Annotated in this window: 24 protein-coding genes and 1 pseudogene; 9 read left to right on the top strand and 16 right to left on the bottom strand. The window is 68.0% G+C overall.

The genetic code is table 11. From position 1 onward, the window contains the following. Nucleotides 1–26: 26 nt before the first annotated feature. Complete coding sequence (locus ACV7JO_RS00980; RefSeq protein ID WP_470354475.1) at nt 27–896, top strand: CheF family chemotaxis protein; 870 nt, start codon at nt 27–29, stop codon at nt 894–896. 229 nt (nt 897–1,125) lie between these two features. Here ACV7JO_RS00980 and ACV7JO_RS00985 read toward each other — a convergent pair whose 3' ends face one another. The 8 genes from ACV7JO_RS00985 to ACV7JO_RS01020 all read right to left on the bottom strand — a co-directional run bounded on the left by ACV7JO_RS00985 (nt 1,126) and on the right by ACV7JO_RS01020 (nt 10,248). Beyond that, complete coding sequence (locus ACV7JO_RS00985; protein ID WP_470354476.1) at nt 1,126–1,365, bottom strand: hypothetical protein; 240 nt, start codon at nt 1,363–1,365, stop codon at nt 1,126–1,128. Between the two features lie 92 nt (nt 1,366–1,457). Continuing rightward, nucleotides 1,458–1,685 (bottom strand): DUF8119 family protein, encoded by a 228-nt coding sequence (locus ACV7JO_RS00990; RefSeq protein ID WP_470354477.1) that lies wholly within the window; start codon nt 1,683–1,685, stop codon nt 1,458–1,460. Nucleotides 1,686–1,693: 8 nt separating this feature from the next. Further along, on the bottom strand, nt 1,694–2,164 hold the full coding sequence (locus tag ACV7JO_RS00995; RefSeq protein WP_470354478.1) for a universal stress protein: 471 nt from the start codon (nt 2,162–2,164) through the stop codon (nt 1,694–1,696). A 2-nt stretch (nt 2,165–2,166) separates the two neighbouring features. Then, on the bottom strand, nt 2,167–3,852 hold the full coding sequence (locus tag ACV7JO_RS01000) for a VC_2705 family sodium/solute symporter (protein ID WP_470354479.1): 1,686 nt from the start codon (nt 3,850–3,852) through the stop codon (nt 2,167–2,169). Beyond that, nucleotides 3,849–4,304: a DUF4212 domain-containing protein gene (locus ACV7JO_RS01005; RefSeq protein WP_470354480.1), complete on the bottom strand. Its 456-nt coding sequence runs from the start codon at nt 4,302–4,304 to the stop codon at nt 3,849–3,851. The genes ACV7JO_RS01000 and ACV7JO_RS01005 overlap by 4 nt, the downstream gene beginning before the upstream one ends. Before the next feature lie 96 nt (nt 4,305–4,400). After that, complete coding sequence (acs, locus tag ACV7JO_RS01010; RefSeq protein ID WP_470354481.1) at nt 4,401–6,395, bottom strand: acetate--CoA ligase; 1,995 nt, start codon at nt 6,393–6,395, stop codon at nt 4,401–4,403. Nucleotides 6,396–6,476: 81 nt separating this feature from the next. Continuing rightward, entirely contained in the window at nt 6,477–8,162 is a 1,686-nt protein-coding gene (locus tag ACV7JO_RS01015) for a bacterio-opsin activator domain-containing protein (protein WP_470354482.1), read from the bottom strand. A gap of 142 nt (nt 8,163–8,304) precedes the next feature. Then, nucleotides 8,305–10,248: an acetate--CoA ligase gene (locus ACV7JO_RS01020; RefSeq protein ID WP_470354483.1), complete on the bottom strand. Its 1,944-nt coding sequence runs from the start codon at nt 10,246–10,248 to the stop codon at nt 8,305–8,307. A gap of 125 nt (nt 10,249–10,373) precedes the next feature. On the opposite strand from ACV7JO_RS01020, the gene ACV7JO_RS01025 reads away from it, so the two are divergent. The 3 genes from ACV7JO_RS01025 to glmS all read left to right on the top strand — a co-directional run bounded on the left by ACV7JO_RS01025 (nt 10,374) and on the right by glmS (nt 14,485). Then, nucleotides 10,374–11,234: a CheF family chemotaxis protein gene (locus ACV7JO_RS01025; RefSeq protein WP_470354484.1), complete on the top strand. Its 861-nt coding sequence runs from the start codon at nt 10,374–10,376 to the stop codon at nt 11,232–11,234. A 264-nt stretch (nt 11,235–11,498) separates the two neighbouring features. Further along, on the top strand, nt 11,499–12,689 hold the full coding sequence (gene glmU / locus ACV7JO_RS01030; protein ID WP_470354485.1) for a bifunctional sugar-1-phosphate nucleotidylyltransferase/acetyltransferase: 1,191 nt from the start codon (nt 11,499–11,501) through the stop codon (nt 12,687–12,689). Further along, nucleotides 12,689–14,485, top strand: a complete 1,797-nt coding sequence (gene glmS, locus ACV7JO_RS01035) for a glutamine--fructose-6-phosphate transaminase (isomerizing) (protein ID WP_470354486.1) — start codon at nt 12,689–12,691, stop codon at nt 14,483–14,485. The genes glmU and glmS overlap by 1 nt, the downstream gene beginning before the upstream one ends. A gap of 9 nt (nt 14,486–14,494) precedes the next feature. Here the strand turns inward: glmS and ACV7JO_RS01040 are convergent, their stop codons facing one another. Genes ACV7JO_RS01040 through ACV7JO_RS01055 form a run of 4 tightly spaced genes read right to left on the bottom strand, consistent with a single transcriptional unit; the run spans nt 14,495 to nt 18,390 of the window. Further along, nucleotides 14,495–15,931: a sugar transferase gene (locus ACV7JO_RS01040; RefSeq protein WP_470354487.1), complete on the bottom strand. Its 1,437-nt coding sequence runs from the start codon at nt 15,929–15,931 to the stop codon at nt 14,495–14,497. Nucleotides 15,932–15,989: 58 nt separating this feature from the next. Beyond that, nucleotides 15,990–16,976: an SDR family oxidoreductase gene (locus ACV7JO_RS01045; RefSeq protein WP_470354488.1), complete on the bottom strand. Its 987-nt coding sequence runs from the start codon at nt 16,974–16,976 to the stop codon at nt 15,990–15,992. A gap of 42 nt (nt 16,977–17,018) precedes the next feature. Then, on the bottom strand, nt 17,019–17,777 hold the full coding sequence (gene aglF / locus ACV7JO_RS01050) for a UTP--glucose-1-phosphate uridylyltransferase AglF (protein ID WP_470354489.1): 759 nt from the start codon (nt 17,775–17,777) through the stop codon (nt 17,019–17,021). A gap of 37 nt (nt 17,778–17,814) precedes the next feature. Further along, entirely contained in the window at nt 17,815–18,390 is a 576-nt protein-coding gene (locus ACV7JO_RS01055) for a metal-dependent hydrolase (protein ID WP_470354490.1), read from the bottom strand. A gap of 85 nt (nt 18,391–18,475) precedes the next feature. On the opposite strand from ACV7JO_RS01055, the gene ACV7JO_RS01060 reads away from it, so the two are divergent. From ACV7JO_RS01060 to ACV7JO_RS01075, 4 genes are all read left to right on the top strand, one after another. Continuing rightward, the gene (locus ACV7JO_RS01060; RefSeq protein WP_470354491.1) at nt 18,476–18,751 is read left to right on the top strand and encodes a DUF8044 family membrane protein; all 276 of its coding nucleotides are present in this window, start codon (nt 18,476–18,478) and stop codon (nt 18,749–18,751) included. Beyond that, nucleotides 18,752–19,864 carry a DUF4350 domain-containing protein gene (locus ACV7JO_RS01065; protein ID WP_470354492.1) on the top strand — a complete coding sequence of 371 codons (1,113 nt, stop codon included), beginning with the start codon at nt 18,752–18,754 and terminating at the stop codon, nt 19,862–19,864. Nucleotides 19,865–19,867: 3 nt separating this feature from the next. Beyond that, nucleotides 19,868–20,881: an AAA family ATPase gene (locus tag ACV7JO_RS01070; protein WP_470354493.1), complete on the top strand. Its 1,014-nt coding sequence runs from the start codon at nt 19,868–19,870 to the stop codon at nt 20,879–20,881. 211 nt (nt 20,882–21,092) lie between these two features. Further along, entirely contained in the window at nt 21,093–21,899 is an 807-nt protein-coding gene (locus ACV7JO_RS01075; protein WP_470354494.1) for a class I SAM-dependent methyltransferase, read from the top strand. 674 nt (nt 21,900–22,573) lie between these two features. Here ACV7JO_RS01075 and ACV7JO_RS01080 read toward each other — a convergent pair. The 4 genes and pseudogenes from ACV7JO_RS01080 to ACV7JO_RS01095 all read right to left on the bottom strand — a co-directional run bounded on the left by ACV7JO_RS01080 (nt 22,574) and on the right by ACV7JO_RS01095 (nt 24,411). Then, nucleotides 22,574–23,647: a tyrosine-type recombinase/integrase gene (locus tag ACV7JO_RS01080; protein WP_470354495.1), complete on the bottom strand. Its 1,074-nt coding sequence runs from the start codon at nt 23,645–23,647 to the stop codon at nt 22,574–22,576. Nucleotides 23,648–23,821: 174 nt separating this feature from the next. Further along, entirely contained in the window at nt 23,822–23,950 is a 129-nt protein-coding gene (locus tag ACV7JO_RS01085) for a hypothetical protein (protein WP_470355798.1), read from the bottom strand. A 46-nt stretch (nt 23,951–23,996) separates the two neighbouring features. Continuing rightward, nucleotides 23,997–24,146: pseudogene (locus tag ACV7JO_RS01090) on the bottom strand (DUF7563 family protein); the annotation flags it as partial. A gap of 1 nt (nt 24,147) precedes the next feature. Beyond that, nucleotides 24,148–24,411, bottom strand: coding sequence for a hypothetical protein (locus tag ACV7JO_RS01095; protein WP_470354496.1), 264 nt, complete (start codon nt 24,409–24,411; stop codon nt 24,148–24,150). Between the two features lie 113 nt (nt 24,412–24,524). Here ACV7JO_RS01095 and ACV7JO_RS01100 point away from each other — a divergent pair, with 113 nt between their 5' ends. Next, complete coding sequence (locus ACV7JO_RS01100) at nt 24,525–24,749, top strand: hypothetical protein (protein ID WP_470354497.1); 225 nt, start codon at nt 24,525–24,527, stop codon at nt 24,747–24,749. The last annotated feature ends 4 nt before the right edge of the window (nt 24,750–24,753 follow it).

A 24,753-nucleotide genomic window follows, 5' to 3' on the forward strand; every position in this document is an offset into this window, starting at 1 on the left:
GGCGACAACTGTCCGGTATTGCGGCTATGAGCGGGGACGAACGGAAAGCCGTCGACACGTCGGGGGACTTCCAGTACGCCGTCCGCGACGGCGAGGTGGTCTCGGACCCCCAGTGGCAGTCCTGTCGGTTCGTCATCACTAACAAGCGCCTCGTCCTCGCCACGAACGAGGGGAAGCGACAGATTCCCCACTCGAAGATACGCGTTCCCGACGACGACGAGGAACTCCTGCCCGACGGCGCGGCGGCCAACGCGACGCCGCTGGAGGTCGGCAACAACGTCCTCGTCGTCGACGCGAGCGGGGTCGACGACTTCGAGACGGAGTACTGCCGGGCGGCGCTACACGGCGAGGTCATCCTCGCGCGCTCGCCCGCCGTCGTCGGCGGCGTCGTCCAAGAAGACACCCGGTGGCGCAAGGCCCGTTTCCAACTCGACGACGACGTCGTCGCCCTGCAGTTCCCCGACCGCGAGGGGACGAGCTTCGAGGTCGAGGACGTGGGCACCGTCGAGACGGGCGAGAGCACCGTCATGGGCGAGTCCCGGACCGTCGTCGAGGTCGAACACACCGACGCCGAGGGCCGCAGCGTCGAGTCCCACCTCTCGGGGATGCCCCACCACGCGCGGGCGCTGGAGACGCTGTTCCGGCGGGTCGTCGACCAACGCGGTGACGACGACTACGAACTCTCGGAGATGGAGAGTCAGGTCCTCATGGCGCTGTACTCCGGCGTTTCTCCCTTCGAGATGTCCGACTTCGTCGGCATCAGCCCCGACGAGGTCGAGGAGATATACCAGAAACTGCTCGACGTGGGGGCCGTCGACGAGGTGCGGACCCGGACGGAGGTGGCGCTCAACGCGCAGGGGCGTAACATGGCGAGCGAGGCGATGAGCGAGCAGTAGCGAGGGGCGCGCGAAGCGCGGCCCTCGGAGCGACGCGGCGACTGGAGGGAACCGGGGAGCAGTAGCGAGGGGCGCGCGAAGCGCGGCCCTCGGAGCGACGCGGCGACTGGAGGGAACCGGGGAGCAGTAGCGAGGGGCGCGCGAAGCGCGGCCCTCGGAGCGAGCGGGGAGGGACGACCCGCGAGCAGCGAGAACCCACCGACGGCGACTGAATCCCGTTCGGATACGCCTACTCCACCTCGCGGACGACGGTGCCGTACTCGACCGACACCAGTTCGACGCCGTCGGGGAGGTCCGAGACGCTGATGGGTTCCAGTTCGAGGATGTCCCCGTCGGCCGTCTGGACCCACTCGCGCCCCGAGTCGCCGTCCCAGCGGTACGGCGACCACTCCCCGGATTCGAACCGCCGCCAGAGTTCGGTGGCGGTGTGATAGCCCCCGGCGTCGCTCCGGAAGACCGTAGCTTCCATACCCGGACGTGGCACGGCCGCCCGGTTAACCGGACCGCCTAGCCTTGATAATTCCGGGTTGTCCGGCGTACCGAGGGAGGCGGGGCCGGTGGTCAGGCGCTGTCGCCGCCGACGGCCTCCAGCGACGCGAAGAAGCCGTAGTAGGCGACGACGCCGCCCAGCAGCGTCAGGTAGTAGAGCCACTGGGGGCCGCCCGGCAGGAGGTCGAAGACGAGGGTGACGAGGGTGACCCACGTCAGCGCGAACACGAAGTCGACGACCATCCCGCCGCGGTGTTCGCTGACGTGTTCGCCGACGGCCTCCAGCAGTCCCTTCGTCATCGACACCGTCACTCCTCCGCCTCCTCCCGCTGTTCGTCGACGACGAGGACGGGGACGTGCGTCGAGCGCAGGACGCGCTCGGTGACGCTGCCAAGCAGCGCTCGGCGGACGCCCGAGCGGCCGTGGCTCCCCATCACGACGAGGTTGATGTCCGCGCTGTCGGCGTAGCCCGCGATGACATCGTGGGGCGTGCCGGCACGGACCTCCTCGTGGACTTCGACGCCGCGGTCGGCCGCGGCGTCCGCGACGGCCCCGGTGGCCGCGTCGGCCTTCTCTTTGAGTTCGGTCATCTCGTCGAAGTTGCCCTGTTTGATGCGGTCGACCTGCTCGGTTCCGAGGCCGAAGTTCACCGCGTCGATGTCGACGACGTACAGCGCGTGCAGCGCCGCGTCGTACTTCTCGGCGAGGTCGACCGCGTGGTCGACGGCGACGTTCGCCGTGTCGCTACCGTCAGTGGGGATGAGGATGTGGTCGTACATCGTTAGTCGTCCGCAGGGGTCTCACCGCCGCCGTCGCTGGCGACGATGTCCTCGGCGGTCTGTTGCTGGCCCATGGGTTCGGGGCTGTGACACTGCCGGACCATCTGCTTGGTCTCGAGGGGTGGTTCGGGGGTCACGAGCGACACCCCGATGGTGACGAGGAACACGAGCGGCGTCCCCACCAGCGCGGCCCCGATGGGCGGGACGTACTGGGCGTAGATGGGGACGATGGCCTGTCCCGGCCCGCCGGCGAGGTCGGCGAGGAAGCCGATATACGCCGGCAGGACGCTGTTGACGACCGACGTTATCCACAGCAGCAGTCCGACGGACATCCCGGCGATAGCGCCCTGTCGGTTGGTGTTCTCCCACCAGAGCCCGAGGAAGAACATCGGGAACAGGACGGTGCCGGCCAGCGAGAAGGCGAACGCGACCAGTTCGCCGATGAGCGCGGGGGGATTGAACGCGGTCACGGTGACCAGCGCGCCCATGGCGACGATGGTCGCGCGGCCGATGAGTACCTGCTGGCGCTGGGTCGCGTCGGGGTTGATGAGTTCGGCGTAGATGTCGTGGGCGACCGCCGACGAGGCCGTGATGAACAGTCCCGAGGCGGTGGCGATGGCCGCGGCCATCGCGCCGGCCGCGACCAGTCCGACGAACCAGCGCGGGAGGTTGGCGAACTGCGCCGCCAGCACGACGATGACGTCGCCCTCGGCACCGGACATGGCCTGCTGGCCGCTGTAGACGGCGTCGGGGGCGAGGTCGTTGACCGCCGCGAACAGGTCGACGCCGAAGGCCGCCATCGCGGGCGCGGCCCAGTACAGGAGCATGATGAAAAACAGGCCCCAGACGGTCGACCAGCGGGCCGTCCGCTCGTTCTGGACGGTGTAGAACCGCACCAGCACGTGCGGGAGGCCACAGGTGCCGAAGATGAGCGAGAACGCCGTGGCGACCCAGAGGTAGTAGCCGTTCCCGCCGATGAACGGCGCGGAGAACTGGCGGCTGAGTTCGCCGAACAGCGCGCCGTACTCTATCTGCGGGAGGACGGTCGAGTAGCCCTGCGAGAAGCCGACGACGTAGACGCCGACGAGGAAGGCGATGATGAGGATGACGTACTGGACGGCCATGTTCTTGGTCGCGCCCAGCATGCCCGAGAGGGCGAGGTAGCCGACGGTGATGGTCATCATCACGACGATCATCGGGACGATGTCGAGTCCGAAGACGTACTGGCCGACCAGCCCCATGCCGCGGGCCTGTCCCACCGAGTAGACGTACGCGATGAGCAGCGTCGTGAACGCGCCGAGCGCGCGGGCCGTCGGGGAGTTGAACCGGTCGCCGACGAAGTCCGGCGCGGTGTACTTCCCGAACCGGCGCATCTGGGCCGCGAGGAAGATGAGCAGGACGAAGTAGCCGGTGGTCCAGCCGACGATGAAGGCCAACCCGTAAAAGCCCGAGAGGGCGACCAGTCCGGCCAGTCCGAGGTAGGAGGCGGCCGACATCCAGTTGGCCCCGATAGCCATCCCGTTCTCGATGTTGCCGATGCCGCGGCCGGCGACCCACATCCCCTCGGTGTCGGCGACCTTGAACAGGTAGCCGATGACGAGGAACGAGGCCATCATCAGGAAGACGAGGATGGCCGGCAGGAGCTTGAAGGAGATGTCGAGCGCCTCGGCCTGCAGGGGTACTGTCACTGCTCTACACCCCCGTCGGTGGCCGCGGCGTCGCCGGCGTCGTCAGCCCCGCTCTCGCCGGTTGTCGGCCGGCTGTGGTCGATACCGTACTTCTCGTCGAGCTGGTCGCGCTTGCGGGCGTAGATGGCCGCCAGCACCAGCGCCCCCGTCGGCCCGACGAAGGCCACGAGGAAGTAGTGCAGCGGGAAGCCCGGCGGGACCGTTATCGAGGTCATCGTCTCCGGCGCGATGACCGTCAGGGTGACGGGACCGAAGACGATGAGCGCCCAGACGATGAACCCGGTCCAGACGATGCGCAGGTGGTCGCGCATGTACGCCGTGCTGGGGTTCAGGAGGTTCACCTCCTCGTCGAGGTAGTCGGTGTTCTGGTGTTCCTGTGCCGCCTCGGTGGTCGCCCCACCGTCGGTCGCAACCGTGTGCCTGTCGGCACTGTCGTGTGTCGTATCTGACATGGAAGTCGAACTGTGTGGCTGTCGTGTCGGTGTGGTGCTGCCGTCGGTAGTCGGATGCCGTGGCGCGTCGCGAGGGGCCCCCGTCCCCAAGCGGTGTCAGTCGCCCCCGACTTTCGACTCGATGTCGCTCACCACGTCCGGGTTACGGAGCGTGCTGGTGTCGCCCAGCTCCTCGCCGTTGGCGATGTCCTCGAGCAGCCGCCGCATTATCTTCCCCGAGCGGGTCTTCGGGAGTTCGGGCGTGAAGATGACCTGTTCGGGCCGGGCGATGGGACCGATGGCGTCCTCGACGCCGTCGATGATGCGCCCCCGGAGCTCCTCGTCCTCGTCGGCGCCGTCCTCGGTGATGACGTAGGCGTAGACCGCCTCGCCCTTTATCTCGTGGTCGCCGCCGACGACCGCGGCCTCGGCGACGCCCTCGACGCCGACGATGGCGCTCTCTATCTCCATCGTCCCGAGCCGGTGGCCCGAGACGTTGATGACGTCGTCGACTCGGCCGAGGACGGTGATGTATCCGTCCTCGTCTATCTTCGCGCCGTCCTCGGGGAAGTACACCCAGTCGTCGGGGTCGTCGCTGTCGGTGTCGGAGTACTCCCGCCAGTACTCGTCGATGAACCGCTCGTCGTTCTTGTACAGCGTCCGGAGCATCCCCGGCCACGGCTTGTCGACCGTGAGATAGCCCGCGCGGCCGGGTTCGACCTCCTCGCCGTCCACGTCGACGATGCGCACGTCGAGGCCGGGCAGGGGCGGCCCCGCCGACCCCGGTTTCATGTCCTTGACGCCGGGCAGCGTCGTCACCATCATGCCGCCCGTCTCGGTCTGCCACCACGTGTCGACGACGGGACACTCCTCGTTGCCGATGTTGGTGTAGTACCACTTCCACGCCCGCGGGTTGATGGGTTCGCCGACCGTCCCGAGCAAGCGGAGGCTGGAGAGGTCGTGGCTGTCGGGGTACTCCGACCCCCACTTCATGAACGCGCGGATGGCGGTCGGCGCGGTGTACAGTTGGGTGGCCTCGTAGTCCTCGACGATCTCCCAGAGGCGGTCTCGCTCCGGGTAGTCGGGGGTCCCCTCGTACATCATCGTCGTCGTCCCCAGCGCCAGCGGGCCGTAGACGATGTAGGAGTGGCCGGTAATCCAGCCGATGTCGGCCGAGCAGAAGTAGGTGTCCTCGGGCTTGATGTCCAGCACCGCTTGGGAGGTCCACGCGGACCACGCGAGGTAGCCGCCGGTGGTGTGTTTCACCCCCTTGGGCTCGCCGGTCGTCCCGGAGGTGTACATCAGGAACAGCATGTCCTCGGCGTCCCGGGCGACCGGGTCGACAGTGGCCCCCTCGTGGTCGCGCTGGAGGTCGTCGAAGGCGACCTGATTGTCGGCGTAGTCGTGGTCGAAGCCGTCGCCGTCGCGCAGGCGCTCGGCGACGACGACCGTCTCCACGTCGTGGTCGACGCCGGTGAGTCCCTCGTTTGCCTTGTCGAGGTGGTCGAGCGGGTCGCCGCGCCGGTAGTAGCCGTCGCAGGTGACCAGATACTCCGAGTCGGCGGCGTTCATCCGCGTCGCCAGCGCGTCCGCGGAGAAGCCGGCGAAGACGACGGAGTGGGGTGCCCCGATGCGGGCACACGCGAGCATGGCGATGGGGAGCTGGGGAATCATCGGCATGTACATCGTCACCACGTCGTCCTCGCCGACCCCCTGCTCGCGCAGCGCCGCCGCGAACTCGTTGACCTCGCGGTGGAGTTCCTCGTAGGTGTAGGTGATGTTGTCTTCTTCGACGGGTTCGCCGACCCACTCGATGGCGGCCTCGTCGCCGCGTTCGTCGAGGTGGCGGTCGAGACAGTTCGCCGAGGCGTTCAGCGAGCCGCCGGTGAACCACTCGTAGAACGGCGGGTTCGAGTCGTCGAGCACCTGCTCGTAGTCGTCGTCCCAGTCCAACAGGTCCGCGGCCCCCTCCCAGCAGTCGGGCCAGTTCTCCTCGAACTCCTCGTAGACCCCCTCGTCGGCCACGTTCGCCTGCTCGACGAACGACGCCGGCGGCTCGAAGACCTCCTGTTCCTCGAGTCGCGCCTCGAGCTGGACATCGTCATCTGACATGGTCTATCACCCACAACCCCCACGTGGTACATAAACGGGGGTACTAACTATGCCAACCCGGCCGCCCGCTGGCGGTCGGCGCTACCGTTCGTCGACCGCGGGCCGCTCGCCGACCGGCTCCTCGAAGAAGGCCGTCAGGAGCTTCTGCTGGGCCTTCCGGAGGTGGTTGTGCAGCGTCGGCGAGGAGACGTCGAGCGCCTCGGCGAGTTCCTCGGCGGTCGAGCCGCGGGGCCACTCGAAGTAGCCGCTGTGGTAGGCCGCGCGCAGGACGGAGGCCTGCCGGTCGGTCAGCCGGTCCGAGAGCCGGTCGCGGAAGCTCGTGTCCGTCTCGCCGGGCCGGTCGGTCTCGCGTTTGGCCGTCAGCGAGGTCTCGGGGTAGTCCGCGACGAGCGCATCGACGACCGGCCGGACGCTGGTCTCGCTGGGCAGTTCGACGACCAACGTCGCCGTCCCGTCGACTGCGGTCAGGTCCCGGACCCGCCCCCCGCGCTCGATTATCGACAGGGCCGGCGCGGCCGTCACGACGACTTCGAGCATCGCGCCGTTCCCGTAGTCCTCGATGAGCCGGGCGTCGTCGACGGCGTCGGTCTCGGCGGCCAGCGACAGCACCGCGTCGGCGCTCACGCCGTCGACGACGAGGTAGTACAGCAGCGAGTGGCCGCCGACGGGGACCAGCCCCGACAGCTCCAGCCGGCAGTCGTGGGTCGCCGAGAGGTCGACGAGAAACGAGCCCCGGTCGGCGCAGTCGAGTTCCAGTTCGGTCACCGTGTCGGCCAGCAGGAGCCGCTTGCGCTCGGTCGCCGCCAGCGCGTGGCCGACCTGCGCGCCGACGGCCGAGAGCAGGTCCCGTTCGGCGTCGGCGGGCGCGGTCGTCGTCCCGACCGCGAGGACGGCCGCGGCCTCGTCCTCCCGGACGACGGGCACGAGCGCGATGGGGCCGGCCGCCCCGTCGACGACGGCGACGGTCCCGGTCTCCAGAACGGTCTCGACGGTCCCGAGGTGCGGGTGCAGCCGGTCCCGCGCGGCGGCCACGTCGGTCCCGGCGTTTGCCCGGACGACGGTCTCCTCGCCCGTGCGCTCGACGGTCCACGCGAAGCGGAACCCATCGGTATCGGCGAGGACCTCACAGACCCGCCGCACCAGTTCGTCGCCGGTGGCGGCGCTGGCCAGCGCCTCGGCCACGTCGGCGGCGACAGCCACCGTCCGCCGGAGCCGGGCCGGCGGCTCCCCTCCCCGGGACCGTCCGAAGGCTTCGAGGACGGTCTCGCGGTCGGTCTCGGGCAACAGCGGTTCGAGGGCGGCCAGCCGGTCCCATCCGCCCACGTCACGGACGACGCGGGCCGGCACGCCCGCGGCCAGCATGCTCGCGGCGAAGTACTGCCGGAGGTCCCGTGAGGAGACGTTCGCCAGCGCGGGGTCGGCCTCGGCGGCGCGGTCGGCCACCTCGCTGACGAGCATCTGGAGCCGACGCGCGGAGACGTCGAACAGCGACTCGTCGTCGGCCGTGTCGGTCGCGCTCGCGTACTTCCGTAAGTCGTGTTCGACCGCCGAGGGGAGGTACGCCTCGCGGCGCTCTCCGTCCGCGCCGCGAACGGTCAGGAAGAACGCTTCGTCGACGCCCACCACGTCGGCCACGCGGACCCGCGTCATCTCGGCGGGTCGCAGTCCGACCTCGCCGGCCAACCGCACAACGAGGTCCGACCGGTGGGTGTCGGCGGCGTGTCGGAGGCGCTCGTAGTCGGCGTCGTCGAGGTGTCCGTCCGCCATCTACTTCGCTAAATCGTGTGAGAGCGAAATAAGTCTATGGGCGGCGCGAAACCACCCCGTGTGGCGCTTCGAACGCTTCCGAAGTCGCGTTTCGTGTTCGCGGGGAGTGCGCGTTTCGTAATCTTCTCTCTCGACGAAATTCTCAGGAGTCGGGCGTCGCCGACTGGAGTTCGCCGAGTATCTCTGGATTGCGGAGCGCACTGGTGTCGCCCAGCGGGTCGTCGTTGGCGACGGCCGTCAGCAGGCGGCGCATCACCTTTCCCGAGCGGGTCTTCGGGAGGTCGGCGGTGAAAACGACCTCCGAAGGGACCGCGAGACTCCCGATGGCGTCCGCGACGGCCGCCTCGATGGCGTCCCGGAGTTCCGCCTCCGAGCGGCCTCGCTCGGGCGAGACGTAGGCGTAGATGGCCGTCCCAGTGGTCTCGTGGTCGGCCCCGACGATGGCCGCCTCGACGACGCCGTCGACCGACGCGATGGTCGACTCCAGTTCCATCGTGCTGAACCGCCGGCCGGCGACGTTCAGGGCGTCGTCGACTCGGCCCAACAGCGTGACGTAGCCGTCCTCGTCCATCGAGGCCCCGTCCTCCGGGTAGTAGCGCCACTCCTCGCCCCGGGCCGCGTTCGCCCCCCAGTCCTCGCCGTCCAACAGCGCGACCGGCATCCCGGGCCACGGCCGCGTCACGGCGAGTTCGCCGGCCTCACCCGTCCCGACGGCTTCCCCGGCGGGGTCGACGACCGTCGCCTCGATGCCGGGCAGGGGTTTGCCGGCCGCGCCGGGGCGCATCTCGTCGACGCCGGGCAGCGTCGAGACGAGGATGGCCCCCGTCTCGGTCTGCCACCACGTGTCCACGACGGGCGTCTCGCCGCCGCCGATGTGTTCGCGGTACCACTCCCACGTCGGCCGGTCGATGGGTTCGCCGACCGTCCCGAGCAAGCGGAGGCTGGAGAGGTCGTGGCCCTCGGGGTACTCCGCTCCCCACTTCATGAACGCCCGGACCGCGGTCGGGGCGGTGTAGAACACGTCGACGGCGTAGCGCTCGACCAGTTCCCACAGTCGGTCGCGCTCGGGGTGGTCGGGCGTCCCGTTGTACAGCACCGTCGTCGTCCCGAGCGCCAGCGGGCCGTAGACGATGTAGGAGTGGCCGGTAATCCAGCCGATGTCGGCCGAACACCAGTAGGTGTCCTCGGGCTTGATGTCCAGCACCGCTCGGGAGGTCCACGCGACGTGGGCGAGATACCCCCCGGTCGTGTGGTCGACGGCCTTCGGTTCGCCCGTGGTCCCGGAGGTGTAGATGCGAAAGAGCGGGTCGCTGGTCGCCCGCGGGACCGGGTCGACGTCCGTCCCGGCGTGGTCGTCGCGCAGCCGGTCGTAGTCGTGGTAGTGCTGGCCGAGGTGGATGTCCTGTCCCAGCCGGTTGGCGACGACGACGTGAACGTCCTGCTGGAGCTTGATGCGGGCGTTGTCGGCCTTGTTCTTCTGGGCGACGGCGCTGCCACGGCGGTAGTAGCCGTCGCAGGTGACCAGATACTCCGAGCTGGTCCGTTGCATCCGCTCGGCCAGCGCGTCCGCCGAGAAGCCCGCGAAGACGACGTTGTGGGGCACGCCCAGCCGGGCACACGCGAGCATCGTCACCGGGAGTTCGGGCACCATCGGGAGGTATATCGTCACCACGTCGCCCTCGCCGACGCCCAGTTCCCGCAGGGCTGCCGCCGTCGCGTTGACCTCGCGGTAGAGGTCCAGATAGGTGTACGTCTCCGAGTCCCCGAGGTGACCCTCCCAGACCAGCGCCAGTTGGTTCTTGCGCTCGGGGAGGTGCCGGTCGACGCAGTTGACGGCGGCGTTCAGCTCTCCGCCGGCGAACCACTCGAAGGGCGGCTCGGAGCCGCCCCGGAACACCTCGTCGTAGTCCGTCTCCCACTCCAGTAGGTCCCCCGCCGCCGCCCACGGCTCGGGCCACTCGTCGGCGAAGCGCTCGTACACCGACGCGTCGCGCACGTTCGCCTGCTCGGTGAACCACGCCGGCGGGTCGACGGCCGGCTGTTGGTCCAGCGTCGGCGAGCGGCCCGAGCCGTCCCGGTCTGCCATCGTCCCAAGGTTAACAGGTTTTATGATAAGCGTTGTCACTAATCGCCCCGTTCTCAATCCCGACACTGCCGGCGGAACTTATATTCGGACCTGCGGACAAGACAGAGCAGAGACCGGTCCGGGACATGAGCGACACGGAGAAGAAAATCGCCGACACGCAGGGCCAGTTCCTGCAGGCGGTCAAGCAGGGCCAGCGGCTCACCGACGCCGAGTGGCAAAACTGTCGCATCGTCCTCACGACCGAGCGCGTCGCCATGATAGCCGACGAGAAGCGGCAGGTGGCGCTCGACGACATCGACCGCATCGCCGACCGGTTCGACGTGAACCAACAGAGCGCCGGCGTCTCGGAGTACGTCGGCTTCCACGTCGGCGACGACGTCATCCTCGTCTCGGCGTCGAACCACGAGGAGTTCGAGACCGACTTCTACCGCGCCAGCCTCAACGGCGAGGTCATCCTCGTCCAACACCCCGCGCTCAAAGGCGGCGTCGTGCAGGACTCGGCGTGGACAAAGGGCCGGCTGAAGGTCTCCGACGAGGACCTGCGGCTGGCGCTGGCCGACGGGCAGGCCGTCGACATCGAGCGAGCCGACATCGGCGACCTCGAAGTCGAGGAGAAGACCGTCGAGGGCGACGAACGGACCGTCATCCAAGTCGAACACAGCGAGGACGACATCAGCGTCGAGACCCACCTCGCCGGCGAGGAGTTCCACGCGACGGTGCTGCGGACGATGCTGCAGGACAGCGCCGAGCGCAATCAGGCCGACCTCGACCTCTCGCCGACGGAAAAGCGGGTCATCATGGCCTTGCACTCGGGCGTCTCCCCGTTCGACATCCCGAGTTTCGTCGGCATCAGCGTCGAGAAGACCGAGGAGATATTCGACCGCCTCATCGAACTCGACGTCATCAGCGTCGTCCGCGAGCGGACCGAGGTGAACCTGACGACGAAGGGACGACGGGTGGCGGGCGAGCGGATGGGGGAGCAGTAGCGAGGGGCGCGACCAGCGGGAGCGGCCCTCGAAGTGACGCGGCGACCGGAGAGAACCGTGGAGCAGTAGCGAGGGGCGCGACCAGCGGGAGCGGCCCTCGAAGCGAGCGGCGACCGGAGGGAACCGTGGAGCAGTAGCGAGGGGCCCCTCGAAACGCGAGCGGGGAGAGACGACCTGCGAGCAGCGAGAACCCACGGCCGGCGAACGGCGCGCGAATTCGGCCGACCCCAGAAAGTTGAAACCGTCCGCCGGACAGATACAGGTATGCACATCGACACCGCCGTCGTCCTCGCAGCGGGGGAGGGGACGCGGCTGCGGCCGCTGACGCGAAACCGGCCCAAACCCATGTTGCCGGCAGCGAACCGACCGATTCTCGAACACGTCTTCGACGCGCTGGTCGAGGCCGGCGTCGAGCAGTTGGTCGCCGTCGTCGGGTTCAAGCGCGACCGAGTACAGGACCACTTCGGGCCCTCGTACCGCGGCGTCCCAATCGAGTACGTCACGCAAGCCAAGCAGTTGGGCAGCGGGCACGCGCTCCTACAGGCCCGCGAGGCCGTCGAGGGGCCGTTGCTCGTGCTCAACGGCGACCGGCTCATCGACGCCGGGACCGTCACCGCTGTCGCGGCCTCCCACGCCGACACCGGCGACCCCAGCGTCGCGGTCTACGAGCGCCGGGACACCCACCGGTACGGCGCGGTCGAACTGCGGGGCGACGAGATAGCCGACATCGTCGAGAAGCCCGCGAGCGACGACTACCGGCTCATCAACGCCGGCGTCTACGCGTTCTCGCCGGACATCTTCGCGGCGATAGACGAGACGCCCCGCGACGCGGGGGAGTTGGCGCTGACCGACACCATCGAGCGCCGCATCGCCCACGACCGGGTGCGGGGCGTCGAGGTCGACGGGATGTGGGTCGACGCCACCTACCCGTGGGACCTCCTGACCGTGGCCCGCGAGGTGCTGGCCCGCGGCCGCGTCGTCGAGGCCGAGCGCGACGACGGCGTCTGGGTCGACGAGTCCGCCCGCGTCCACGAGGCGGCCGTCTTGCAGGGGCCGGTCGTGGTCGGCCCGGACTGCGAGGTCGGTCCCGACGCGGTCCTCGGGCCGGACGTGGCGCTCGGCCGCAACGTCACCGTCGGCGCGAACACGGTCGTCCAGCGCTCGGTACTGGACGCCGACACGCGGGTCGACGCCGGGTCGACGTTGGTCGATACGGTCACCGGCGAGGACGTCCACCTCGGGGCCGCGACCGTCGTCCCCGGCGGCCCCGCGGACGTGCAGGTCGGCGCGCGCGTCTTCGAGGACCAGCGACTGGGCGCGGTCGTCGCCGACCGGGTGCGCGCCCGGGGCGACGTGAGCTTCGCCCCCGGCTCCTTGGTCGGTCCCCACGCGACGCTGGGGGCGGGCGTGACGGTCCGCGACAACGTCGGCGAGGGCGTGGAGGTGACCCGCTGATGTGTGGCATCATCGGCTGTGTCGGCCGCGGCGCGGAAACCTTGGAGACGCTGGTCCACGGCCTCTCGAAACTGGAGTATCGGGGGTACGACTCGGCCGGCGTCGCGATGGTCGACGACACCGTCGGCGTCTGCAAGACCGCCGGCGAGATAGACGACCTGCGGGCGGCGTTGGCCGACGGCGGCCCCTCGGGGACGGTCGGTATCGGCCACACGCGCTGGTCGACCCACGGCCCGCCGACTGACGAGAACGCCCACCCCCACCGGGACTGTCACGGCGACGTGGCGGTGGTCCACAACGGCATCATCGAGAACTACCAGTCCCTGCGGGACGAACTCGTCGCGGCCGGCCACGCCTTCACCTCCGATACCGACACGGAGGTCGTCCCCCACCTCGTCGAGGACGCCCTCGAATCGGGGGCCGACCCCGAGGCGGCCGTCCGCGAGGCCGTCGGGCGACTGGAGGGGAGCTACGCCGTCGCCGTCGTCGTCGCCGGCACGAACGCTGTCTTCACCGCCCGCAACGACTCGCCGCTGGTGCTGGGGGTCGGCGACGGCGCGACCTACCTCGCCAGCGACGTGCCCGCGTTCCGCGATTTCACCGACGAGGTCGTCTACCTCGACGACGGCGAGTTCGCCCGCCTCGACGGCGCGACCGGGGGGTGGACGGTCACCGAACACGACGGCACCCCGGTCGAGAAGGAGCGAAACACCGTCGAGTGGGACCCCGAGGAGACCGGCAAGAGCGGCTACGACCACTTCATGCTCAAAGAGATACACGAACAGCCCCGGGCGCTCCGGCAGTGTCTCCGGAGCCGCGTCGACGAACTCGCCGGCAGCGTCGACATCGGCGACCTCGGCGACCTCTCCCCGACGGGCGTCCACTTCGTGGCCTGTGGCACCTCCTACCACGCCGCCCTGCACGGCGCACAGCTGTTCCGGGAGGCCGGCATCCCGGCCCAAGCGTTCCTCGCCAGCGAGTACGCCACCGCGGTCCCGCCCATCGGCGACGCCCTCGTCGTCGGTGTCACCCAGAGCGGCGAGACGGCCGACACGCTCTCGGCGCTGCGGGCCGCCCGCCGTCGGGGGGCACGGACGATGGCGGTCACGAACGTCGTCGGGTCGACCGCGGCCCGCGAGTGCGACCACGCGTTCTACATCCGCGCCGGCCCGGAGATAGGCGTCGCCGCCACCAAGACCTTCGCCTCGCAGTTGGCCGCGCTGAACGTGCTGGCGCTGGGTCTGACCAGCACGGACGACGCCCGCGAGGTCATCGCGGCCCTGCGGGACCTCCCGGGCGACGTACAGGAGGTGCTCGACGAGTCGGCGGCCGCCGAAATCGCCGAACTGTACCAGAACGCCAACGCCTACTTCTTCATCGGCCGGGGGTACCAGCACCCGGTCGCGCTGGAGGGCGCGCTGAAGATGAAGGAGATAACGTACAAACACGCCGAGGGGTTCGCGGCCGGCGAACTCAAACACGGCCCGCTGGCGCTCGTGACCGAGCAGACGCCGGTGTTCGCGGTCGTGACCGGCGACGACGAGCGGGCCAGAAAGACCATCGGCAACGTCAAGGAAGTCGAGGCCCGCGACGCGCCGGTCGTGGCGGTCACCGACGGACAAAGTGACGTGGAGCGATACGCCGACCACGTGTTGGAACTGCCCGAGACCCACCCCCGAGCCGCCGCCGTGCTGGCGAACGTCCACCTCCAACTGGTCTCGTATCACGTCGCGGACCTGCTCGGCCGGAACATCGACAAGCCCCGCAACCTCGCCAAGAGCGTGACCGTGGAGTGAGCCGGCCGCTCACTCCGCCTCGGCCGCGTCGGGACCCCTGAGAACCCCGACGGCGTCGGCGGCGACCTGATACAGCTGCCGGACGACTATCTTCGCGTCCAGCGAGAGCGACTGGGTCCGGATGTACTCGATGTCGTGCCGGAGCTTCGTCCGCGGGCGGTGGCCAGTGACGCCGTGTACCTGTGCCAACCCGGTGAGGCCGGGCCGGACGAACCAGCGGCTCCGCCACGCGTCGACGGTCGTCTCGATGTTCTCGTCGAGTTCGGGGCGCTCGGGGCGGGGGCCGACGACGCTCATGTCGCCGACCAGCACGGACCACAGCTGCGGAATCTCGTCGAGGTGGGTCGCCCGAAGGACGCGCCCGACGCGGGTGACCCGCGGGTCGACGCCGCCGCGGTCCTCGGAGCTGAGCCGCGCGCCGGAGTCGGCCTCGGCGTCGGCGACCATGCTCCGGAACTTGTAGATGGTGAACGTCTCGCCGAACGCCGCCGTCCGCTGCTGGCTGTACAGCACCGGCCCCGACGAATCCAGTTTGACCGCCACGGCGACAAGTGCGGAGACGGGCGCGGTCACGACCAGCCCGACGACCGCGAAGGTCACGTCGAACAGCCGCTTGAGGGCGTAGTCCTGCCAGTCCCACGGTTCGAGGTTCGTCCGTATCAGGTCGCCCCCGTCGCGCTCGGCGACCAGCACGTCGTCGGTGTGTTCGCGGTGGACCAGCGCCTGAATCCCGCGCTCGTGACAGGCGGCGAGCGCCCCGAAGAACTCCTGTCGGTCCGGCCGGCGGAAGCCGAGCAGGACCGTGTCGATGTCGTAGCCGACCAGCACGTCCCGCAGGCGGGAGAGACCGCCGAGTCGGGGGAGTTCTCCCGCGGGCGTCCCGCCGTCGGCCCGGCCGACCGCCTCGGTGGCGAGTTCCCCGACGGTGACCCCGGGCGGCGCGACGTAGCCGACCACGTCCATCTCCGCGGCGGCCTGCAGTCGCTCCATGACCGCGCTGTCGTCGCCCACGATGACCGCTCTGGTGGCCTGCTGGGGCCGCCGCCGGATGTAGACGAACCACGGCGGCAACAGGACGCCGAGCAGGACGACCGTCGCCACCAGCGTCGTCCGGGGGAGCCGCGTCGACCAGTCGAAGTAGCCGATAGTCGCCAGCCCGGTCGCCGCGAGGACCAGCCGCTTCTGGGCGATTTCGACCGTGTCGAGGATGCGCCGCGAGCGGGGCTTGAACAGCGGCCAGAGCGCCCCGAGGACGATGACGACCGTCGTGAGGACGTTGCCCAACAGCGCCCCGTTCCGATAGGTCAGGGGTTTGAGGTTGCTGAGCACCGGGAGCGACACGAGCAGCGACTGGACCGCCGGGGTGTTAGTGAGAAGCACCGCGGCGACGGTCAGCACTACTGACCCGCCCGCAGCGAGGGCTCGGTATCGCCACCCGGACAGCATTAGCTAACAGGTTGTTGTTGGCCGATAAAAGGTCTGCGGGCCGTCGGACGCCCGTCGGCTACGAGTTCCGGACGAGCGGTTCGTACCACTCGCGGTTCTCGCGGTACCAGTCGACGAACGCCGACACGCCCTCCCGGATGGTGTGGTCGGCCTCGTAGCCCAGCAGGTCGGCCGCCTTCGAGGTGTCGGCATGGGTGTGTTCGGCGTCGGCGTCGTGGCGCTCCTCGTAGACCAGTTCGAGGTCCGGGGCCAGTTGGTCCCGTATCTCCTCGGCCAGCGTCCGTATCTCGATGTTGTCCGTCGAGCCGACGTTGACCGCCTCGCCGTCGGCGGCGTCCGAGTCGAGCAGGGTGACGTTGGCCTCGACCACGTCCTCGATGAAGGTGAAATCGCGGGTCTGCGTGCCGTCGCCGTAGATGACCGGCGGCTCGCCGTTCATGCACCGCGAGACGAAGTTCGAGATGGCCATGTTCGGGCGCATCCGCGGGCCGTAGACGGTGAAGTACCGCAGGGCGACGACGGGGAAGTCGTACACCTCGCCGTAGGCACAGGCGTAGCGCTCGGCGGCGAGTTTCGACGCACCGTAGGGCGAGACCGGCGTCGTCGGGTGTTGCTCGTCGTAGGGGAGATACTGGGGGACGCCGTAGACCGACGAGGAGGAGGCCATCACGAACCGTTCGATGCCCTCGTCGCGGCAGGCGTCGAGCAGGTTCAGCGTGCCGTCGGCGTTGACCGCGTCGTACTTGCGGGGGTCCTCGACGCTGGGCCGGACGCCGGCCTGTGCGGCCTGATGGTAGACGTAGTCGGCGTCGGCGACGAGGTCGGCGACGAGGTCGGCGTCGCGTACGTCGCCCTCGACGAGGTCGTAGCTCCCGCCGCCCGCCTCGGCGGCGTCCCGCCCGATTTCGACGTTGTGGCGCTTGATGTCGAGGTCGTAGAACGGGTCGAGGTTGTCCAGTACGACCACGTCGTGGCCGTCGCGGGCAAACCGCTCGGCGAGGTGGCCGCCGATGAAGCCCGCGCCGCCGGTGACGAGAATCCTCATTACCCCATCGGGTCGGGCGGCGGACAAAAATCCGTCGGGTCGTCAGCTCCCCGAGGTGTCGAGCGACTGGGCCGCGAGGTCGGGGTCGACCTCGCCCTGAAGGCGCTTCTCGGCCTCGTCGCGGTCTTCGGGGTAGCCGATGTCGTTGCGCCAGCCGTCCATCCGGATGGCGTCGATGGTCCGGCCCGAGTGAAGCAGGAGGTCGATGGCGTCGCTTATCTCGTACTCGTCGCGGTTCGAGGGCTGGACGAGGTGGCAGGCGTGGAAGATGGCCGGCGTGAACGTGTAGAAGCCGGTCATCACCAGATTGGAAGGCGGGTCGGCGGGCTTCTCGACGACCTCGGTGATTTCGCCGTACTTGTTGGTGTCACAGACGCCGTAGCGGTCGGCCTCCTCCCACGGGACCTCCTCGACGAGGAAGGCGGCGTCGGCCCGCTCCTCGGCCTGTCGGTTGACCACGTCCTGTAGGTTCGCGTCGAAGATGTTGTCCCCGAGCATCAGCATGAAGTCGTCGTCGACGTGTTCCTCGACGGTCAGCAGGGCGTGGGCCAGCCCCTTCTGCTCGCGCTGGTGGGTGTAGGTGATGGGGACGCCGTCGAACTCGTCCTCGAAGTGGTTGATGATGGCCTGTTTCTTGTAGCCGACGACGACCAGCAGTTCGTCGGCCCCGAGGTCGATGAGCTGCTCGAAGCAATGTGCGAGGATGGGCTTGCCGGCGACTTCGACCATCCCCTTGGGTTTGTCCTCGGTGAGCGGCCGGAGGCGGGTGCCCTCCCCGGCGGCGAGTACGACAGCCTTCATGCCTGCGGCTCTCTCGTCCGTCGGTAAAACCCTTCTTCTATCCGCGGCCGGAGTCACCGGCCGTCTCGGCGCTCCCGGCAAATCGCCGCAGGCGGGTTCTGGCCGCGCCCAGCATCGGGTAGCCGTCGCGCGCCCACAGCAGGGCCGCCAGCGCGACCAGAGCGAACTCGACGGCCAGCGCGGAGTCGAGCGTCAACTGCGCGAAGTGCGCGAGGAAGCTCTGTTCGGTCCCGTAGGCCGGCATCGGCAGGACCGGCCAGAGGAGGTAGGTGAGGTCGCCGAACGACCCCTCGACGGCCGGGTAGAGGCCGTCGGCGAGGCTGTGTGTGAGATAGCCGACGAGGAACGCGACGCCGAGGCGGGACCGCCCGTATCGCCGGGCGAGGGCGGCGACGACGGCTGCGACGAGGGCGAACGTCAGCAGCGAGTGCGCCAGCGAGCGCCCGCCGGGGAGCACCCCGAGGGTCCACCCCAGCGGCTTGTCGACGAGGTCCGGGAACTGGGTGCCGACGGCGAGGGCGACGACCGACAGGGCCGTCGGCGTCCGCCCGTTCGACCGGACGTACAGCGAGTAGGCGAGATAGCCGACGGCGGCGTGTCCCCACGGCCACATACCGATGCCGTCGGCGGGCCGGCGCTTGTCTCTGTCGCTTCGCGTGTCGACAGCTTCTAAGGGTTCGGTCGGCAACCTCGGGGCGATGGCTACCAGACGCCGCCAGCAGTTCGTCCACGGGCAAGCGGTCTGGATGCTCGCGGCGGTGCTGGTACTCGCGGCGCTGGACTCGCTGTCCTACGAGCTATTCTTCGTCGTCTCGCTCATCGGCCTCCTCGTCGTCGTCGAACTCACCGCCCCGGTAAACGTTACGCCGCGCTGGCGCTCGCGGCTGAAGTGGCTGATTCTGGCCGGCCTGCTCGGGTTCGGCTACGTCGTCGTCAGGCGAATCCTCGAAATCCTCCCGTCGGGGCTGATATAGGTGGACTGGACCGACTACCCCCGCGTGGCGCTCGTGGTCCTGCTGGTCGTCACGAACGTCGGGTTGGTCGCGGCGATGAGCACGTCGACCGCGGCCTACGGCCCGTACAACGGCGCGTGGGACGGCGGGACCGCGCTGCGCGAGGAGGTCCGGGCCGCCGGCGCGACGCCCGAACTGGCCCGGACGACGGCGGCCTACGTCGGGACCGACGCCGACCGGACCGCGTTCGTCCTCTCGCCCACCTCGGCCTACGGTGCCCGCGACGCCGACCGCGTCCGACAGTTCGCCTCCAGCGGCGGGACTGTCGTCGTCGCCGGCGAGGCGGGGGGCGCGAACGCGACCAACCGCCTGCTCGCCCGGTTGGACGTGGCGACGCGGCTGAACGGGACGGTCGTCCTCGACGACCAGAACAACTACCGCAACGCCTCGCTCCCGACGGCGACGAACGTCTCGGACCACCCGCTCGTGGCCGACACCGAGGGGCTGACGCTGAACCGCGGGACGGTGCTCGACGTGCCCGAACGGGAGTTCGGCGTCGGCGGGCGCGAGGCCCGCGTCCTCGTCCGGACGACCGAGGTGTCGTATCTCGACCGTAACGGCAACTACACGCTCGACGACGCCGAGCCCATCGGCTCCTACCCCGTGGCGGCGGTCGAACCGGTCGGACAGGGCCGCGTGGTCGTCGTCAGCGACGCCAGCGTGTTCACGAACGCGATGCTCGACCGCGATGGCAACGCCGCGTTCGCCCGGGCCGTGAGCCGAAACGCCACCACGGCGCTGCTCGACTACTCCCACCGGCCGCCGCTGCCGCCCCTGACCTACGCGCTGTTGGTCACTCGCACCACGCCGTCGGTCCAACTCCTCCTCAGCGCCGTCGCGCTCGCCGCCGTCGCCCTGTGGGCGCGCCGGCCGTCGCTCTCGATACCGAACTCCCTCGCCGACGCCCGTCCCGTGCGGGCCCTGCGCTCGCTCGGCGGCGACGCGACTGACGACAGCGTCGCCCTCACCGAGTCGGACGTGGTCGCGTACGTCCGCGAGCGCCACCCCGAGTGGGACGCCGACCGGGTCGAACGCGTGTCGCAACACATTATACGCCGGCGGCGCGAATCGTAGGCGATGACCGACCCCGCCGCCCTCTACGCCGACATCCGCGACGAGATGCGTCAGGTCCTCATCGGGAAGGAGACGCTGGTCAAGGGGTTGACCATCGCCATCCTCACCGACGGTCACATCCTGCTGGAAGGCGTCCCCGGCGTCGCCAAGACCACCGTCGCCAACCTCTTCGCCGAGTCGACGGGCTTCGACTACAACCGCGTCCAGATGACCCCGGACATCCTCCCCGCCGACATCACGGGCACCTCCATCTACCGCGAGCAGACCGGCGAGTTCGAACTCCAGAAGGGGCCGGTGTTCGCCAACGTCGTCGTCGCCGACGAGATAAATCGCGCGACGCCCAAGACCCAGTCCGCCCTGTTGGAGGCAATGCAGGAACGCACCGTCTCCATCGAGGGCGAGACCCTCGCCCTCCCCGAGCCGTTCATCGTCATCGCGACCCAGAACCCCATCGAGATGGAGGGGACCTACGAACTCCCCGAGGCCCAACGCGACCGCTTCCAGTTGAAGCTCACCGCCGACATCCCCGAGCGCGACGAGGAGGCCGAACTGCTCGACCGCTTCGACCGCGAACCCGACCTCGACCCCTCGACGGTTTCGCAGGTCGTCGACGACGCGGCCGTGGCCGCCGCGCGCGAGGTGGTCGCCGACGTGTACATCGACCAGACCGTCAAGGAGTACATCCTCGACATCGTCGCCGCGACCCGCGAGAGCCCGGACCTCAGCCACGGCGCGTCGCCGCGCGCCTCGCTGGCCTTCCTCGATACGAGCAAGGCCCGCGCCGCCATCGAGGGCCGGGACTACGTCATCCCCGACGACGTGAAGGCGCTGGCCGTGGCGATTCTCGCCCACCGCGTCGGCCTCTCGACGGACGCCGAACTCAGCGACCGAACGACCCGCGAGGTGATTACTGACATCGTCGAGCGCGTCGAGCCTCCGGGCAGCAGTTTCGAGGCCGCCGACGCCGCCACCGCCGACGGCGGCCAGCCCAGCGACGTGAGCGACGCCGAGGAGTGAGTCGGTGCGAGCGGTTCGGCGGGGTCCCGCGGAAGGTAGACGGCGGAGGTCACACACGGGGACCACCCGGTTTCAGGTGGACCTTCCAGTTTCGACATCTCTCGATAGCGACCGATAGTCACGGACACCCGCTCGACGGGTGAACTGGGAACGCGGGCTAGCGCGACACTGGAACGCCGTATTCAATAGGAAACGACAGTACTACACGAGTATGTCTCTCAGGGGTACGATTTATCAGATATTGCCGAAGCCCATTAAGCCGGTCGCCAAACAGAGTCACCAGTATATATTCGGGTACGACTACGCGTCCGATGACGAGTTACATTCCCGATTTGTGGAGGATATATTCGACTCTCGACGAGACTACGAGCGCTACATAGACGAATTCAAGCAAGGTTCTGTCGAATCCCGGCGAAACGAAGCCTTGGAAGAGTATCAAAAAATGACAGGGAAAGAAGAGATGAGCGGGATAGGATTAGAGACCGCAAAGGATTACTACGCGATAGTACGAGAAGTGGAACCGGATACGGTAGTCGAGACGGGAGTTTGTAACGGTGTATCGACCCTTGCTATTCTATTAGCAGTTCAGGAGAACGGATCGGGTCAGTTATATTCTATCGATTACCCCTACAGAGCCGACGAGCAGCTCAGCGAATTTCGCCAAGAGACGTTCGAGAGCTACGGCGGCGCTGCGATTCCAAGCGACAAAGAGCCGGGATGGATAATTCCGACCGAGTTACGGTCCCGATGGGAGTTGATAATTGGCAAAAGCCAACGAGCACTTCCGAGATTAGTTACTGAACTGGGATCTCTCGATCTGTTCGTCCACGATTCCGAGCACTCTCATCCCTGTATGATGTTCGAATATGAACTGGCATACGAGTGGTTGGCGGACTCCGGGGTCATCTTGTCAGATGACATTACGTGGAACGACGCGTTCGAGACATTTACCGAGGTCCGCGAACCGAGCTACGGAAAGTTATCGAATAACGTCGGTTATATGCAGAAGACAGAGTAAGGATGTCGATGAGTCGGTTCGAACGACCGGGTAGTCACCGTTGGCTCCGCCACCCACCAGTCCCCTCGTCGGACGCTCAGTTGGCTATCTCTCTTACTCCGGAGAGGGCTCCCGCGTCGCGCGACACCGTCGATAGCCACAGAAGTACAGCCATTAAAATGAAGCGACGGGGTTTGCCGTGTCTCCACACGAAGAGACAACAGAGGACGCCTCCTCAACTTGCGACTATAGTAGCCATTGAAAATCAATACACACCCGACCGCACGACGGCAGTGCGGTCGGTGTGTAAATCGTTTCAATTGTTACTATAGGCGAGAATGAGCCGAGGCGGGCCGCGAACACGGGGAGACGGCCACTCACGTCGTCCGCGTTGCGACTCCCTGCTCAAACTCACTTGACGAACATTTCACCCCTCGCAGACGGCTCGCTACGCTCGCCGTAATTGTTCGGTGGAATGGGCCGGCGCGAATGTCGAATCACGCCCAGACGTGCTCGCTTCGCTGCGCGCGACTGGTCTACTTCGAATTCGCTTGGCGTACATTTCACACCCACTACGGACTCTTCGCTATCGCTCGTCGTTGCGAAGTGGGGTGAAAATGGGCCGGCGCGATTCAGATTTATTCGGTTTCGTGGGCGGTTCAGTCTGTTCTCTGTACGGTTTCTGAGAATCGGTGTTACGTATCATCGGTCTCGATATCCATGTTGTCGACGAGCGACCGGCGGCGGTCCTCCATGCGCTCACGGAGTCGTTCGCGCCGCTCGGCGGGCGTCGCCTTGTCGTAGTGTTGTTCAATCGTCTTTCGCGTCGCGTTCACCCGTTCGGCCACGTCCTGTGGCGGCCACCCCAAATTCAGCAGCCACGTAATCGTCCCGGTGCGGATGTGGTGGGGAGCTCGGGACGATGGGCACTTGCTGGCGTGGTCGCGGTCGGTCCACTGACACGCCTCGATGTCCTTGTCGTGGGGACAGTAGCCGTAGGTACACGGCAGCGTCGAGAGGTACGAGATGACCCGAACAGTATCGGCCGTCGGCCGACCGACAGCACTGGCGATGAGCGGCTGGCGACCGTGGTCGTCGCGGGCATCGTACCGATACTCGGCGATATAGGACCCCAACACGTCGCCGACCGGCTCGGGCAGGGCCACCGGCCGCTCCCCCTCGATTTTGTTCTTGAGCGGCGTGCCGGTGTCCGGCCGGTGCCGGAACATCACGTAGGGCGAGCCGTCGAGATGGGCGTCCCGAACATCGAGGCCGCGGATGCTCCCCTGCCGAGCACCGGTGTACCACGCCAGTTCGAGCCATGCGTGCTGTCGGGTCCCGTAGTCCCGGTCGGACTCTCGGTAGTACGACAGCAGTTCCTTCGCCTGTTCGGTTGCGAGTTTGGTGTCGCTGGACCGCTCCTCGGCGCTGATATCGGGGATGCGGACCGCATCCGCGAGCCCATCATCAACAGCGCCGATATCCTCCAAGAACTCACAGAACACGCGGAGCGTCCACATCTCGCCTTCCAGCGTGACCGGTTTGATATCGGCACTCCGAAACTCGTAGTACTCGTCAAGGTCGTAGCGACGGAAGTCGCCGACCGTATCGATGCCGACCGAGCCACACCACTCGACGAACAGTTTGAGGCGGTAGCTCCACCCTTCGATACTCTCCTCGGTAGCGTCAGAACGCCGGCGACGGAGGTACCGCTCGACGGCTGCGGCCGGCGTGAGGTCGCTGGGCTCGGGCCGTCGACGCCCGCTCACGCGCCGACCACCCCCAAACTCCTAAATCGTGGGTCTGTCAATCGGGTCATGGGTCTCTGTTGGTGACGGCGAGCGCGGCCAAGGTTCCAAGTTGAGCGCGCTCGCCGTCGAGGGACCCTCCCGGACTCGAACCGGGATTCCACCCGTGGGTCAGATACTGCCGTCTCTACTGTGCTACCGAACGCCCAGCGCTTCGAGCGCGTCCCGGAGCATCGCCTCGTCGGCTCCGTTGGCGAAGTGGACGAGCTGGCGCACGAGTCGCCCCTGCTGGTCGCTCTTGTGGTCCGGCGACGGCCACGGCACCCCGCGGACCTCGACCCACAGGTCGTGCCTCGGCTTTGTTGCCTCCGCGGTGTGAGCGCGCCTCGCGGACCTCCGCGCCGTCGCGGATAGCGTCCTCACAGTCCGGGCAGACACGGGGCTGGTCGACCCCGCTGGGCGTGAAAACACGCGCGTAGAGGGCGGTCACGAACGACCCACAGCGCTGGCAGTGGGGCATCTCAGTCCTCACCCCCACAGTAGCGTTGGTCGAACGCAGTCACCGCGGTCGACGTGATGCCGCAGTCGCGACACTCGAACATCACGGTCGATGACGCGTCCTCGGTCTCGACCGCGGCCGCCCGGGTCTCGTGGCCGGCGACCGTCACCGTCTCGTCGGCAGCGAAGTAGCCGACGACAGTATCGGTCCGCGCTCGATTCGGCGGCGTGTGGCCCGTGGTCGGTTCGTCGTCGGTACTCTCGGCCTCGGTAGTAGTCTCACTCATAGTGAATCGGTGAGTATGTTTATCAGGCTGGGCGTTGCGTTTGCGGGCGTCTCATGTCCGAGCACTGCGCATTGTGTGGGGCGGAAAGCCCCGACTGGACTCACCGGCCGCTGATGGACTGGACGCAATACCTCCGTGAGGAACGCGACATGGAACCGCTGGTAGGGGCGGCGGTTATCCCGGTGTGTTCGGACTGCGAGATGCGACTTGACCGGCTGCGCGAGGAGTGGCAAATCAAAGACCGCTACCCCGACGAGCAACGCGAGCAGACGGTCGAGCAGGTCCACGCCGCGCTGGATGAACTCGACCTCGACGCCATCGATTCTGAGTTCGCGTAGCTTC

This window comes from Haloarcula sp. MBLA0138 (assembly GCF_055632455.1).

What these genes read in the sequence shown, in the direction of transcription:
- ACV7JO_RS00980 (WP_470354475.1), top strand. Translation starts at nt 27, where the DNA reads ATGAGCGGGGACGAACGGAAAGCCGTCGACACGTCGGGGGACTTCCAG.
- ACV7JO_RS00985 (WP_470354476.1), bottom strand. Translation starts at nt 1,365, where the DNA reads ATGGAAGCTACGGTCTTCCGGAGCGACGCCGGGGGCTATCACACCGCC.
- ACV7JO_RS00990 (WP_470354477.1), bottom strand. Translation starts at nt 1,685, where the DNA reads ATGACGAAGGGACTGCTGGAGGCCGTCGGCGAACACGTCAGCGAACAC.
- ACV7JO_RS00995 (WP_470354478.1), bottom strand. Translation starts at nt 2,164, where the DNA reads ATGTACGACCACATCCTCATCCCCACTGACGGTAGCGACACGGCGAAC.
- ACV7JO_RS01005 (WP_470354480.1), bottom strand. Translation starts at nt 4,304, where the DNA reads ATGTCAGATACGACACACGACAGTGCCGACAGGCACACGGTTGCGACC.
- acs (WP_470354481.1), bottom strand. Translation starts at nt 6,395, where the DNA reads ATGTCAGATGACGATGTCCAGCTCGAGGCGCGACTCGAGGAACAGGAG.
- ACV7JO_RS01015 (WP_470354482.1), bottom strand. Translation starts at nt 8,162, where the DNA reads ATGGCGGACGGACACCTCGACGACGCCGACTACGAGCGCCTCCGACAC.
- ACV7JO_RS01020 (WP_470354483.1), bottom strand. Translation starts at nt 10,248, where the DNA reads ATGGCAGACCGGGACGGCTCGGGCCGCTCGCCGACGCTGGACCAACAG.
- ACV7JO_RS01025 (WP_470354484.1), top strand. Translation starts at nt 10,374, where the DNA reads ATGAGCGACACGGAGAAGAAAATCGCCGACACGCAGGGCCAGTTCCTG.
- glmU (WP_470354485.1), top strand. Translation starts at nt 11,499, where the DNA reads ATGCACATCGACACCGCCGTCGTCCTCGCAGCGGGGGAGGGGACGCGG.
- glmS (WP_470354486.1), top strand. Translation starts at nt 12,689, where the DNA reads ATGTGTGGCATCATCGGCTGTGTCGGCCGCGGCGCGGAAACCTTGGAG.
- ACV7JO_RS01040 (WP_470354487.1), bottom strand. Translation starts at nt 15,931, where the DNA reads ATGCTGTCCGGGTGGCGATACCGAGCCCTCGCTGCGGGCGGGTCAGTA.
- ACV7JO_RS01045 (WP_470354488.1), bottom strand. Translation starts at nt 16,976, where the DNA reads ATGAGGATTCTCGTCACCGGCGGCGCGGGCTTCATCGGCGGCCACCTC.
- aglF (WP_470354489.1), bottom strand. Translation starts at nt 17,777, where the DNA reads ATGAAGGCTGTCGTACTCGCCGCCGGGGAGGGCACCCGCCTCCGGCCG.
- ACV7JO_RS01055 (WP_470354490.1), bottom strand. Translation starts at nt 18,390, where the DNA reads ATGTGGCCGTGGGGACACGCCGCCGTCGGCTATCTCGCCTACTCGCTG.
- ACV7JO_RS01060 (WP_470354491.1), top strand. Translation starts at nt 18,476, where the DNA reads ATGGCTACCAGACGCCGCCAGCAGTTCGTCCACGGGCAAGCGGTCTGG.
- ACV7JO_RS01070 (WP_470354493.1), top strand. Translation starts at nt 19,868, where the DNA reads ATGACCGACCCCGCCGCCCTCTACGCCGACATCCGCGACGAGATGCGT.
- ACV7JO_RS01075 (WP_470354494.1), top strand. Translation starts at nt 21,093, where the DNA reads ATGTCTCTCAGGGGTACGATTTATCAGATATTGCCGAAGCCCATTAAG.
- ACV7JO_RS01095 (WP_470354496.1), bottom strand. Translation starts at nt 24,411, where the DNA reads ATGAGTGAGACTACTACCGAGGCCGAGAGTACCGACGACGAACCGACC.
- ACV7JO_RS01100 (WP_470354497.1), top strand. Translation starts at nt 24,525, where the DNA reads ATGGACTGGACGCAATACCTCCGTGAGGAACGCGACATGGAACCGCTG.